Consider the following 12,768-nt stretch of genomic DNA (forward strand, 5'->3'; position numbering starts at 1 on the left):
GAGGGAGCTATTTACTCAATAAACAGCGTAGCCGGACATTCCAAATAGCCACGTATCGTCTGAATAAACTGTGCCGCATCCATACCATCGACCACGCGATGATCAAACGACGACGACAAATTCATCATCTTGCGCGCCACCACTTGGCCATTGCGTATCATCGGACGTTCCACCATTTTATTGACACCAATGATGGCAACCTCGGGAGAATTGATGACGGGTGTTGATACGATGCCGCCCAAAGCACCCAAGCTAGAAATTGTGATCGTCGAGCCAGACAATTCTTCACGTGTTGCTTTGCCAGTACGCGCAGCTTCGGCGAGGCGGCCCATCTCATTGGCGTTGCTCCAAAGGTCACGTGCTTCGGCATGACGCACGACCGGCACCATTAAGCCTGCTGGTGTTTGCGCGGCAATACCTAAATGAACGGCGGCAAATTGGGTAACCACACCCGCTTCATCATCGTAACGCGCATTGATTTGAGGATAGTCACGCACGGCTAACACTACGGCGCGCATCAGCAGCGGTAGCAAACTGAGTTTGCCACGTTCTTTGCCCCACTTTTGATTCAGTTGTGTGCGCAAAGCTTCAAGCTCAGTGACATCGACTTCTTCTACATAGGAGAAATGCGGAATGCGACGTTTTGCGTCTTGCATTTTTTGCGCAATCTTGCGACGCAGGCCGATGACAGGGATCGCTGTTTCTTCATGCAATTCGCGATAGCTGCTGCCTCCTGAGCTTGCAGTAACTGAACCGCGCGCGACATAAGCTTCCAAATCTTCGTGTGTAATACGACCCGCCGTTCCTGTGCCCGGCACAAACTGAAGTTCAATGCCCAAATCCCAAGCGCGACGACGTACTGCGGGAGATGCGATTGGCTTTTCACCATTAGCGCGTGCTGCACTTGGAGTGCTGCTGGTAGATTTTGTTGCCACTGGTGCAGTGCTTGTTGGCGCTGGAGCCAGCGTTGACGTAACTGGAGCTGGCTTTTCCACAGGAGCGGGCGCTGCTGGTGCAGGCGCAGCCGTGGTTGGTGCAGCCGCTACTGGCGCAGCTGCGTTGGCATCCACATTCCCGGCACCTTCCACTTCAATCCGAATCAACTCAGAGCCTACTGCCATCACTTGACCAGCAGCTCCACCCAGTGCCAACACCTTGCCATACACAGGGCTAGGAATTTCAATGGTCGCTTTATCGGTCATGACATCCGCCATCACCTGATCTTCGACAATCATGTCGCCCACTTTGACATTCCACGCAACCAACTCAACTTCTGCAATACCTTCACCGATATCCGGCATTTTAATAACATGAATACCCATCTTATTTCTCCATCGCACGTTTAAATGCCGCGGCAACGCGGGCTGGACCAGGGAAGTAATCCCATTCTTGCGCATGCGGATAAGGCGTATCCCAGCCCGTCACGCGTTCGATAGGTGCTTCTAGATGGTAAAAACAATGCTCTTGAACTAGTGCAGTGAGTTCGGCGCCGAAGCCGCTGGTGCGCGTCGCTTCATGCACAATCACACAACGGCCGGTCTTTTTCACCGACTTCAAAATCGTGGGCAAATCGAGTGGCCACAAGCTGCGCAAATCGATGATTTCGGCATCGATACCGCTTTCTTGCGTCGCTGCTTCAGACACCCACACCATCGTCCCATAAGTCAGTACGGTTAAGTCCTTGCCTTCGCGGAAAACGGCCGCTGATTCAAGCGGCACGGTGTAATAGCCTTCAGGCACATCGCCCATTGGATGCTTAGACCACGGTACTACGGGTTGATCATGATGACCATTGAAAGGGCCGTTATAAATCCGCTTAGGTTCTAAGAAAATGACAGGGTCATTGTTTTCGATGGAAGCGATCAACAAGCCTTTGGCGTCGTAAGGATTTGATGGCATTACCGTGCGCAATCCGCAGACGTGGGTGAATACCGCCTCTGGGCTTTGGCTGTGGGTTTGGCCACCATAGATGCCACCGCCGCATGGTGTGCGAATCGTTAACGGTGCGGTGAAATCACCGGCCGAGCGGAAACGTAAACGCGCCGCTTCAGAAACGATTTGATCGTAAGCCGGGTAAATATAATCGGCGAATTGAATCTCGATACAGGGGCGCAAACCGTAGGCTCCCATACCAATTGCTGCACCAACAATACCGCTTTCAGAAATCGGCGCATCAAACACGCGCGATTTTCCATATTTCTTTTGTAAACCTTCAGTGCATCGAAACACGCCACCGAAATAGCCGACGTCTTGTCCAAAGACGACGACATTATCATCACGCTCCAACATCACATCCATCGCTGAACGCAGCGCTTGGATCATGGTCATCGGCGTGGATTTGCCTTTTAGATCTTCACTCATTGCATGGTTTCCTTAGATTCCTAATTAGATGCCCAATTGTTGACGTTGTTGACGCAGATGCTCAGGCATATGCTCGTAGATGTCCTCAAACATCTCCGCCGGACTAAACACATGGTTGTCTGCCAGACTGCCGAGTGTTTCAGCTTCTTTCTGGGCAGCGATCACCATCGCTTCTAGTTCTTTTTGGGTGTCTTCATGTTCTTGTTCGGACCATGCTCCTTGATTGATTAAATACTGTTTGAGACGCGCAATCGGATCGCCGAGTGGGAAATGGCTGGCATCATCAAGTGGACGATATTTGGACGGATCATCTGATGTGGAATGAGGGCCAGCACGATAAGTAACCCATTCAATCAAGGTAGGGCCAAGATTGTTACGTGCGCGATCCGCAGCCCATTTCGAGGCCGCATACACCGCGAGGAAATCATTACCATCGACGCGAAGGGCGGCAATGCCGCAGCCTACACCACGTGCAGCGAAGGTGGTGTTCTCACCACCTGCAATCGCTTGGAAAGTGGAAATCGCCCACTGATTATTCACAACATTCAAGATCACAGGAGCGTGATACACGTGCGCGAAAGTGAGTGCCGTATCGAAGTCTGCTTCAGCAGTAGCGCCGTCGCCTATCCAAGCAGAAGCAATCTTAGTATCGCCTTTGATTGCAGAAGCCATCGCCCAACCGACCGCTTGTATGTATTGGGTAGCGAGGTTCCCAGAAATTGAAAAGAAGCCCGCTTCTTTAATCGAATACATTACGGGCAATTGACGACCTTTGAGTGGATCACCTTCGTTGGACAGCAATTGGCAAATCAGGCCTTTGAGCGGTACGTCACGCACCATCAGAATACTTTGCTGACGATAAGTCGGGAAACACATATCGTCGCGATTCAATGCCATCGCTTGGGCTGCGCCAATCGCTTCTTCACCGAGGCTTTGCATGTAGAAAGACATTTTCTTTTGACGTTGTGCGATCAACATACGCGAGTCAAAAATGCGTGTCTTCATCATCGCTCGCATCCCGGCGCGCAAGGTCTCAATACTAATATCAGGAACCCAAGGGCCGACGGCACTGCCGCTCTCATCCAATACGCGTATTAGCGAGTAAGCCATGTCGCGAGTATCGATCGGTGTCACATCAATACTTGGACGACGCACTTCACCAGCAGGCGATAGTCGTAAATAGGAAAAATCGGTGGTTTGGCCGGGACGGCCAGTCGGTTCCGGTACGTGTAGACGTAGCGGTTCTGTCTGTGGCATGAAAGTCTCCTTGCTCAATTGTGATGAGCAATGTTAATCATATTGGCACCACGTCTTTTCGTGCGACGTAGCCTGTCTTTTGTTTGATGAGCCTATTTCTTGTGAAAACAGGCTCAATGAAAGCGTTCAATCTTTCTGGCGCAAAGTATCCACAAAACGACCTTGCTTGGCAAGCAAGAGATGAGGGTTTCTTGATCTGTCACGACAAATTTTTTGCTTGATTTTTTGTGCAAAGTAGGACGAATAGAAAATGCTGCGGCGCGGAAAAATAGTGGATTTTTGTCGCGTGAAAAATCGACGTGCCGCGTAGTCGCCTCACGGGTCAGCGTGCCGATAATTCACATGCCAAAGGTCGTTGGGGTTGCGTGGTTGAATCGGACGACAAATCATTTTGTCGCAAACACGCTTTAGCGTTTTTGGTATCTCGCGGATGGAATTTTACGGTGCTGATTTTTCTCTATGTATTTAAATAAGTTTAAGTCGAATGACACTGACCTGGAGGCGGCAAATTTCAAAAACGATTCAATTTTCTAAAAAATAGAATTTACTCAAAGCCACCATGGCTTTGTTTATTCCGTTTAGTAAACCTATCGACTTTTCTTTTTATCGTTTTTTAATTTATCGCAATCGATAAAAATGAGCGTTACTACTTTTCGTCTTCGTCGAAATGACTATTCTTTTGACTTTATTTTCTCTATGAAAAACTGATCTTTAGAATGTAATTTTTTTCGTTCTTAATTTTGTTTTTTTCTTCCATAGGCGAGTCAGACACTGTATTTATTCCAAAATATGGCGAGCGATATCTTGCTAGTTCATTTTTGTGTTTTCACAGGTGTACGCAATATTTTTGAATTAGCTTGATTACTAAACTCCATAAACTGAAGGCGTTTTAGACAATTGCTTTGACCCTGCATTTTCGTCTCACCTAGTATTTGTGATGGTTTTTAAAAGAAACCAATTTGTTAAAAAATAATTCCAAAACTAAGTGAGATAAAAATGTTGAACAGAAAAATAAAGATAAGAAAGACGGTGCTTGCGCATGCTGTGTCGTACCTCTTTGGGGCGACGGTAATGGGCTTTGGCGTACATGCACCTGTCATGGCGCAGTCAAATGCAACGGGGATTTTATTTGGTCAGGTCACAGGACAGCCAGGTACCAATATCGTGTTTGAAAATACGGCGACTGGCGTGCAAAGAACGGTGACACCAGAATCCAATGGTAAGTTTCAAGCGACTTCTATGCCGCCGGGTAACTACCTAGTTAAACTCATGCAAGACGGTAAGCTAGTACAAAGCAGAGAAGTGGAAGCCTTGGTAGGACGTGGTGTGGAAGTGAATTTTTTACCAGTGAATGCACAAGCTAATCCACAAGTTGGCGCAATACAGCAGGTGACCGTATCGGGTAATACCAACCGCATTGACGTTTCTAACACGAACAATGGACCTGTTTTTACTGCGCGTGAATTAGCGAAGCTACCGATTTCTCAAAGTGTTAATGCGATTATTCAATTGGCACCAGGAACCGTCAAGAATACAGGCGGTGGATATGGTGAAGTCTCTAGTTTTGGTGGATCAGGCGTTTCGGAAAATGCTTACTACATCAATGGTTTTCCGGTCGCGAATATTTTGACGCAAATTGGTACGTCGGAGGTGCCTTTTGGTGCGATCTCCAACGCACAAATTTTGCAAGGTGGATTTGGTCCAGAGTTTGGTCGTGCGTCTGGTGGCGTGGTGAATATCACGACCAAGAGTGGTACCAACCAATGGGAATTTGGCGCAAAGGCATCCATCACGCCGAATGCACTGCGTTCGCCGTCGCTCAATACCTACTATCCGAAAACCGGTGCCAATCCTCTAACCGACGGCAAACTACAGTTCTACAGTCAAGATAATATTGTCAATAGCAATACGGCGGGCGTGTATGTCGGCGGGCCGATTATTAAAAACAAATTGTTTATGTTTGTGGCGGCTGAGAGAAATTCTAGTCACAGCGAATCGGTCAATGCCTCATCCGATAAAGTGTTTTCACCTACCGGTTTTTCTGATAATCGCACTACGGTAGATCGATTTTTGGTGAAGTTAGATTACAACCTATCAGACGATCATCATTTTGAATTCACTCAAGTGCATGATAAGACCAAATTAGTCTCTCGTTTATATGGTTTTAATTACGCGACCTTTAGCCGCAATTATATTCAGAAAGGTGGCTCAATATCGATCAATTGCTGCGGCGGCCCTAATCCTGGCGCGGATGATTCGATACTTAAATATACGGCCTACCTGAGCGACGATTTGACCTTGACTACCTTGTATGGCGAATCTAAGACGACGCATAGTCAATCGCCTGAAGGCTACAATCCCACCATTTTTCAAACTAATTCGTCGGTGAAATCGCGCGTTCCCGGTGTTAACTATCCCATCGTTCAAACAGTGAGTACGCCGATTCAAGCTGATGGTGTAGGTGACAAACAAAAAACCTTGCGTATCGATATGGAATACAAATTAGGACGCCATTCTCTGCGAGCGGGGATTGATTACAATAAGGTTGCTTCGGTTGTTGGTGTATCAGCTGCTGGCGGTGGTGCTTGGAATTACTATTACACTGATGATCCAACGAAGTATAAGGGTTTTGGTTTTACTGAGACTCCAGCTGAGGGCGGTGGTTACGGTACTTTAGGCTACTATGTTAGCCGCGATCTCAGCAGCAACGTGTCGCATCCTACCAGTACACAAGCAGCGCAATACATCGAAGATCGTTATCAAGTGCAGGGCAATATTTTGCTGTCCTTGGGATTACGTAATGAGCAATTTAGAAATAACAATAGTGCCGGACAAGCCTTCATTCAGCAGACGCGACAACTGGCGCCGCGCTTAGGTGCGAGTTGGGATGTGAATCGTGATGGTTCCTTCAAAGTCTTCGGTAATGCGGGCCGCTATTTTATGCAAGTGCCGACCAATCTCTCTGCCAATACCGCTGGTGTGAATCTGATCACTAGTCAAGCATTTACCTATACGGGCGTCGATCCTGCCACTGGTGCTCCGACCGGTTTGCATGCAATTAGTCCTGTTACTTCAGTCAATAATCAATGGGGTATTTCGCAAGATCCTAGAGGACTCACGGCTATCGATTTGAAACCTCTATATCAGGATGAAATGTCGATAGGATTTGAGAAAGCCTTGAATCAAGAGTTCAACTTTGGCGTGATGGGAAGCTATCGCACCTTGCGTAGTTCTAACGATGATCTGTGTGATCAACGACCGATTAATGCGTGGGCGGCGAGAAATAATATCGATACCAGTCATTATGGTTTTCCTTGCGCGACGATTAACCCAGGTTCGGACAACAGTTTATTACTTGATTTGAAGGGTGATGGAAAGCTAATAAGAGTTGATTTGACCGCAGCGGATATTGGCCTGCCAAAAATGACGCGCGACTATATAGCGCTCAACTTTTTCTTAGAACATCCGCTGCGTCACGGTTGGTATGGCAAAGTGAACTATACGCTGTCACGCAGTAAAGGTAATAACGAAGGACAGGTCGATTCATTACAGGGTAATAATGTGGCGCAAACCGTGGGTTGGGATCATAAAGAATTGATGCTCAATGCAACTGGTGATTTGCCCAATGATCGTCGTCATGTCATCAAGGCATTTGGCTTCTATGAACTCAGTCCTGAACTGACATTAGGCGGAAACCTGACCATCGCATCAGGCCAACCACGTAACTGCGTGGGCGAACTACCAAGATCCATTGCGCCAGACATGGGTTATGGCAGCAGCTACTTCTTCTGCAATGGACAAGCTTCACCGCGCGGTAGTTTGGGACGTATGCCATGGCAGGCACAATTGGACAGCAATATTTCTTACCGTCCAAAAATGCTACCAGGCGTTAATTTCAAGACCGATATTTTTAACCTCTTCAATAGCCACACGATCATTTCTGAAAATGCGACTTCACGCTCGAATGGCAATGTGAATCCGACCTTTTTGCAAGAAACAGGAAGATTGAGTTCGCGCAGCGTGCGTTTGACGGTTGAGTACAATCATAAATATTAGCGAGTAAGAGCCAAGCACCGCAATTGGGGTTCACATATTGCGGTGCTTGGCGGCTGTATAAGCTATGTGGCGATGTCATCTTGACTTGCGCCCTCTCCTAAAAAATAATGTTAAGTCTTTGATTCAATTTGGGCTACTTCAAGCTTTAGGAATTTTAGTTGAGTCACTGCGGTGTCAATACTTCATACATTGCGATTCTGCCTGCAATTGAATACCCTTAAATGACTTAGGACAAAACGGTTTCTTGTCGACATTAGGCAATTCAAGTTTAGTTTGATTCTCTAAGAAATTACTCTAAATCTGCGCTTCACAATCAACAAGCGAGTTTTAGTATTGCCAATGACAATGAAAAGCTGGATCATGCCGATTGGTTGGCATTGCAGGAAAATATAGATCCTTTTGATCGAGTGCAGCTTGCTTATGTGGTACAAGTTTGTCGATCTGCGCAACACTTGTCAGATGCCGGAAGGGTGCTGTTTGAACGTAGTCGTAAGGAAAAAAAGATGTCGAATGATGCTGATCGTTTGCGTAAGTATTTGGCGAAATTTGATTTGAGCTTTGCGCAAATTAGAGCTTGGTAGTGTCAGGCTTGTGCAAAAAAATTTGGGTTTGGAATGGCGTTAGACCTGAAATAATTTATTTGATGAATCATTGTTATGTTAAAAACGTGGACGCTTGAGGATGTTTCTGGCCGTGCGATTGAGGCGCCTTATACTTTTTATTTGCCATCACCAGAATTAATCGCACAACTGCAAGCAGGTGATGTGCTTAAATTGATTTTTCAATGCGATGTTGAAAATGATAAAGGCTGGTCAGCTGAGCGTATGTGGGTAGACGTTATTTCTCGCGATGGCGAACAGTTCGTAGGCAGGTTAGATAATCAACCTTATTACATTCCTGATTTGCATTTGAATGATGAGATCGTATTTTCTGCTTGCCACATCATACAGACCCAAAGAGACGATCCAGTCGCTAGCCTAGTCGATCAATACCAAGCACGCTGCTTTGTCACCCTTGCGGTGTTGCGAGATCGACGTCCTGTGAATGTGCTGTATCGCGAAGCGCTGGACGCGGAAGACATAGAGCGCCGGTTTAGTGGTTGGACTTTGACGGCGGGAGATGAAAGTGATGAATACTGCGATGATCCTGAGAATTGGCATTTGGTCTCTTTAGGGGCAGTATTAAATATAGATGATAAATTTCGTGCTCTGCTTGATCTTCCTTTTGTGCGCGAAGTGGAATATGTGTGGAATGCGCAGACAGCGAAGTTCGAAGAGCAATTTGAAAATGATTGAATGATGATTTAAGCGTTCATTACGTCTTATTTTTTAGTCTTATGAATCCAGAAAAAGTTTGTCGGGAAAAACTGTCTCAACTGACCGATTTGCCTAATATCGGAAAAGCGAGCGCCGGTGATTTGGTTCTGCTGGGCATCACACATCCGCAGCAATTACTAGGTCGCGATCCATTTCAGATGTATGAGCAATTGTGTGAGCTGACTCAGGTTCGTCACGATCCCTGCGTTATTGATGTTTTTATGTCTATCACGCGCTTTATGGCGGGTGAGGCACCACAGGCGTGGTGGAAATTTACCGAAGAACGTAAGCAAACATGGCGCGGCTTGTGATTTTCTTTTACTTAGTCCCCATTCCTCTCATTTTTAGGCATGACTTCTGTTTGTTCATGTAGGAAGTTATTGCGACTGTTTTGAATTTGGTATTGCCAATTAGTACTCCTGGGCTTGTCAGGTAAGCCCAAATAATAATTTCAATATTGCAGATGGCTTAGGCCAAAATTCTGTCGAACTCTGTGCTGTTTTTTAGGTCTTAAGCACATGTTTTCTCACTTTAAACCGTAAATTTGTTTCATTTGTAATCATTAAAATTGGAGAAATCCGAAAATTGCTGACTCTAAGTTCATTTATTTTCGTATATTTCGGGTGTTGGTTTGGAATTAAATTCTGCATTTATTGGAAAAGTAAAATTTAATTTTTAAATAATCCAATTTATTGAATTTTATTATTTGGTTGCATTTTTGATAGCGATGGAAGGCAACTCAAATTCCCGTTCTGGTTTACAATCTCGTCTTTATTTTAGAAATCAATCGTCGTGCCCAATCTAGTTGAAATTCGTGATTTGCAGTTTGGCTATGGCAACCGGAATATTTTGTCCAGCTTGAACATGGATTTTCCACGCGGTAAAGTGATTGCCGTGATGGGCGGTTCTGGCTCGGGCAAAACTACTATATTACGTTTGATCGGCGGACAAATTCAGCCGCAGCGTGGTCAGGTCGCCGTCAATGGTGAAATTGTTCATCAACTAAATACCTCCGGCTTATATGCTTTGCGCCGCAAAATGGGCATGCTGTTTCAGCATGGAGCTTTGTTCACCGATTTGAGTGTCTTCGATAACGTCGCATTTCCTTTGCGTGAACATGCAAAATTGCCTGACGCAATGATTCATGATTTGGTCATGATGAAGCTCAATGCTGTCGGCTTGCGTAATGCAGCTAAGTTAAAGCCTTCAGAGATTTCAGGTGGTATGGCACGTCGGGTTGCATTAGCGCGGGCGGTTGCGCTAGATCCGCAATTAATCATGTACGACGAGCCTTTTGCTGGTCTAGATCCCATATCTATGGGGGTGACAGCGACCTTGATTCGTAATTTAAATAACGCCTTAGGTTCAACCAGTATCTTAGTGTCGCACGATGTACATGAAACTTTTGTGATTGCGGATTACGTCTACTTTTTATCGCAAGGAAAAATCGTTGCGCAAGGCACGCCTAAAGAAATGATGGAATCGACAGACCCCTATGTAAAACAATTTGTTCATGCTGAAAGCGATGGACCTGTGCCGTTTCACTATCCAGGTATATCAATGGCAGAAGAAATGGGTTTGAAGCCACGTGAAGGCGAATCATCATGATGACGAATCTTGTAAGTCGCCTCGGTCGTGCTGTGCGTGAAACGGTTGAAAATCTTGGTCATGCTAGCCGTAGTTTTGTCAGTATCGTAGTGAATGCGCCCGGCTTATGGCGTCGTCCCCAACTGATTGCCGATCAAGTTCATTTTATCGGTAACTATTCCTTGGTGATCATTGCGATATCGGGTTTATTCGTTGGTTTTGTTTTGGGCTATCAAGGTTATTACACCTTGAATCGCTATGGTTCTGAAGAGGCACTAGGTTTGTTGGTTGCCTTATCTTTGGTGCGCGAATTAGGGCCGGTGGTTACGGCGCTTTTGTTTGCCGGACGTGCAGGGACTTCGTTGACAGCTGAAATAGGTTTGATGAAAGCTGGAGAGCAATTGGCCGCGATGGAAATGATGGCGGTCAATCCCCTGCAGCGCGTGGTCGCACCTCGCTTTATTGCAGGTGTCATTGCCTTGCCTATCCTAACTTTGATTTTTAATGCAATGGGCATTATCGGTGGCTACCTGGTGGGCGTTACTCTGATTGGTGTTGATAGTGGTTCCTTTTGGTCGCAAATGCAGGCTGGCGTTGATATCTGGAACGATCTGGGTAACGGCGTGATTAAAAGCATCGTATTTGGTTTCGCAGCGACGTTCGTCGCGCTTTATCAAGGCTACGAAGCAACGCCAACGCCTGAAGGTGTGGCGCGTGCGACGACCAGAACGGTAGTAATTTCATCCTTACTGGTGTTGTGGCTGGATTTCTTGCTGACGGCTTGGATGTTTCAATAAAATTTTTAAAATTCGAATTTTTACAGTCGCATTTGCCGCTTTTGTCTGCAAATGGATTTTGGTAAGAGGTAAATGATGGAAAAGAAATCGATAGATTTTTGGGTCGGCATGTTTGTCCTTTTAGGCGCTGCATCGCTTTTATTTTTGGCTTTGAAAGCAGGCAACATGAGTAGTTTGTCTTTCGAGCAGACATACGATGTCATCACTAAATTCGATAATATTGGCGGACTCAAGCCGAATGCAGCTGTGAAGAGCGCTGGTGTGGTCGTTGGACGAGTTAGTTCTATCAGTTTTGACGATAAGAGCTTTCAGGCAACCGTTGTATTGAAGATGGAAAAACGCTACAGCTTTCCTAAAGACTCATCGGCAAAAATTTTGACCGCGGGTTTATTGGGTGAGCAATATATAGGTTTAGAAGCAGGTGGTGATGCGAAAAATTTAGCGGCGGGTGACAAAATTACGATGACGCAGTCAGCGGTCGTTTTGGAAAATCTGATCAGTCAATTTTTGTTTAGTAAAGCGGCGGATGGTAAGGAAGAGCAGAAATGAGTACGGATATTTTATCTATTTCTAAGCTGCGTTCACTCTTTGTACGATTGCTGATTTTATGCGTGCTTGGTATCTCGATGACCGCCTGTAGTACGGTCTCGAAAGTAAAAACAAAAGCGGTGGCAACACTAGAAAAAGTCAGTGAGACTACCAATATTGGTAATAATCCTGATGATCCCTTAGAAGGCTTTAATCGCTCTATGTTCAGCTTTAATGAGAGCTTAGATGCGAATGTGTTGAAGCCGACGGCTCAGGCTTATCAGAAAGTGACGCCAAGCATAGTGCAAACGGCTGTTGGTAACTTTTTTAGTAATGCGGGAGATGTTTGGACTGCATTCAATAATGTTTTGCAGGGTAATTTCTCAGATGGCGTGAATGATATTATGCGTTTTGCGATTAACACTACCGTCGGTATTGGTGGTTTGATCGACGTGGCTAGTGCAGGTGGGATGCCCAAGCATAGGGCTGATTTTGGGCAAACCTTGGGTGTGTGGGGAGTCCCCGCTGGGCCCTTTGTCATGCTGCCGGTTTTAGGTGCATCGACGTTGCGAGATACCTTGGCCGTTCCTATCGACTTTAAAGGTGATATTTTATTCTCGCAAACTTCAGTTGCCGTAAAAAATACAACTACCGTGTTGAAAGTAATTGATAAGCGAGCCAGCGCATTAGATGCGGTAAGTCTAATTGAAGAAGCTGCCTTGGATAAATACGTATTTATTCGCGGAGCCTATTTACAAAGACGCGAGAGCCAGATTAATGCTGGCAAGCAGCAAGAGCAGTAAGAATAAAGACAGTTGATCAGTCTGTGCGTTTAAAGAACTGCGTAGTAAGCACAAGATAAGTAC

General features: G+C 45.9%; 10 protein-coding genes. 7 read left to right on the top strand and 3 right to left on the bottom strand.

Going from position 1 to position 12,768, the window contains the following annotated elements:
• Positions 1 to 11 precede the first annotated feature (11 nt).
• From ACFFJH_RS08945 to ACFFJH_RS08955, 3 genes are read right to left on the bottom strand one after another with little or no spacing between them, the layout of a single operon-like run.
• Positions 12 to 1,322 (bottom strand): dihydrolipoamide acetyltransferase family protein, encoded by a 1,311-nt coding sequence (locus ACFFJH_RS08945; protein ID WP_390211779.1) that lies wholly within the window; start codon positions 1,320 to 1,322, stop codon positions 12 to 14.
• 1 nt (position 1,323) lies between these two features.
• A complete protein-coding gene (locus ACFFJH_RS08950; RefSeq protein ID WP_212675939.1) occupies positions 1,324 to 2,361 on the bottom strand; it encodes an alpha-ketoacid dehydrogenase subunit beta in 1,038 nt (345 codons plus the stop codon).
• A gap of 24 nt (positions 2,362 to 2,385) precedes the next feature.
• Positions 2,386 to 3,618, bottom strand: a complete 1,233-nt coding sequence (locus tag ACFFJH_RS08955) for a 3-methyl-2-oxobutanoate dehydrogenase (2-methylpropanoyl-transferring) subunit alpha (RefSeq protein WP_390211781.1) — start codon at positions 3,616 to 3,618, stop codon at positions 2,386 to 2,388.
• A gap of 996 nt (positions 3,619 to 4,614) precedes the next feature.
• Here ACFFJH_RS08955 and ACFFJH_RS08960 point away from each other — a divergent pair.
• The 7 genes from ACFFJH_RS08960 to ACFFJH_RS08990 all read left to right on the top strand — a co-directional run bounded on the left by ACFFJH_RS08960 (position 4,615) and on the right by ACFFJH_RS08990 (position 12,705).
• Positions 4,615 to 7,674 (top strand): TonB-dependent receptor, encoded by a 3,060-nt coding sequence (locus ACFFJH_RS08960; RefSeq protein WP_390211783.1) that lies wholly within the window; start codon positions 4,615 to 4,617, stop codon positions 7,672 to 7,674.
• A 656-nt stretch (positions 7,675 to 8,330) separates the two neighbouring features.
• Complete coding sequence (locus tag ACFFJH_RS08965; protein ID WP_390211784.1) at positions 8,331 to 8,969, top strand: immunity protein Imm33 domain-containing protein; 639 nt, start codon at positions 8,331 to 8,333, stop codon at positions 8,967 to 8,969.
• A gap of 41 nt (positions 8,970 to 9,010) precedes the next feature.
• Positions 9,011 to 9,301, top strand: a complete 291-nt coding sequence (locus ACFFJH_RS08970; protein WP_390211786.1) for a helix-hairpin-helix domain-containing protein — start codon at positions 9,011 to 9,013, stop codon at positions 9,299 to 9,301.
• Positions 9,302 to 9,782: 481 nt separating this feature from the next.
• On the top strand, positions 9,783 to 10,598 hold the full coding sequence (locus ACFFJH_RS08975) for an ABC transporter ATP-binding protein (RefSeq protein ID WP_390211788.1): 816 nt from the start codon (positions 9,783 to 9,785) through the stop codon (positions 10,596 to 10,598).
• Positions 10,595 to 11,374 (top strand): lipid asymmetry maintenance ABC transporter permease subunit MlaE, encoded by a 780-nt coding sequence (gene mlaE, locus ACFFJH_RS08980; protein WP_390211790.1) that lies wholly within the window; start codon positions 10,595 to 10,597, stop codon positions 11,372 to 11,374. The genes ACFFJH_RS08975 and mlaE overlap by 4 nt, the downstream gene beginning before the upstream one ends.
• Positions 11,375 to 11,449: 75 nt before the next feature.
• Positions 11,450 to 11,923 (top strand): outer membrane lipid asymmetry maintenance protein MlaD, encoded by a 474-nt coding sequence (mlaD, locus tag ACFFJH_RS08985; protein WP_390212402.1) that lies wholly within the window; start codon positions 11,450 to 11,452, stop codon positions 11,921 to 11,923.
• Entirely contained in the window at positions 11,920 to 12,705 is a 786-nt protein-coding gene (locus ACFFJH_RS08990; protein WP_390211791.1) for an MlaA family lipoprotein, read from the top strand. Before mlaD ends, ACFFJH_RS08990 begins: the two co-directional genes overlap by 4 nt.
• Positions 12,706 to 12,768 lie beyond the last annotated feature (63 nt).

The sequence above is a fragment of the Affinundibacterium danionis genome (assembly GCF_042432465.1).
GTDB classification, from domain to species: domain Bacteria; phylum Pseudomonadota; class Gammaproteobacteria; order Burkholderiales; family Burkholderiaceae_D; genus Undibacterium; species Undibacterium danionis.

Bases quoted from the DNA above. Each gene is read 5' to 3' on its own strand.
- ACFFJH_RS08950 (WP_212675939.1), bottom strand. From the start codon at position 2,361: ATGAGTGAAGATCTAAAAGGCAAATCCACGCCGATGACCATGATCCAA.
- ACFFJH_RS08970 (WP_390211786.1), top strand. From the start codon at position 9,011: ATGAATCCAGAAAAAGTTTGTCGGGAAAAACTGTCTCAACTGACCGAT.
- ACFFJH_RS08965 (WP_390211784.1), top strand. From the start codon at position 8,331: ATGTTAAAAACGTGGACGCTTGAGGATGTTTCTGGCCGTGCGATTGAG.
- ACFFJH_RS08945 (WP_390211779.1), bottom strand. From the start codon at position 1,322: ATGGGTATTCATGTTATTAAAATGCCGGATATCGGTGAAGGTATTGCA.
- ACFFJH_RS08960 (WP_390211783.1), top strand. From the start codon at position 4,615: ATGTTGAACAGAAAAATAAAGATAAGAAAGACGGTGCTTGCGCATGCT.
- ACFFJH_RS08955 (WP_390211781.1), bottom strand. From the start codon at position 3,618: ATGCCACAGACAGAACCGCTACGTCTACACGTACCGGAACCGACTGGC.
- mlaD (WP_390212402.1), top strand. From the start codon at position 11,450: ATGGAAAAGAAATCGATAGATTTTTGGGTCGGCATGTTTGTCCTTTTA.
- ACFFJH_RS08990 (WP_390211791.1), top strand. From the start codon at position 11,920: ATGAGTACGGATATTTTATCTATTTCTAAGCTGCGTTCACTCTTTGTA.
- mlaE (WP_390211790.1), top strand. From the start codon at position 10,595: ATGATGACGAATCTTGTAAGTCGCCTCGGTCGTGCTGTGCGTGAAACG.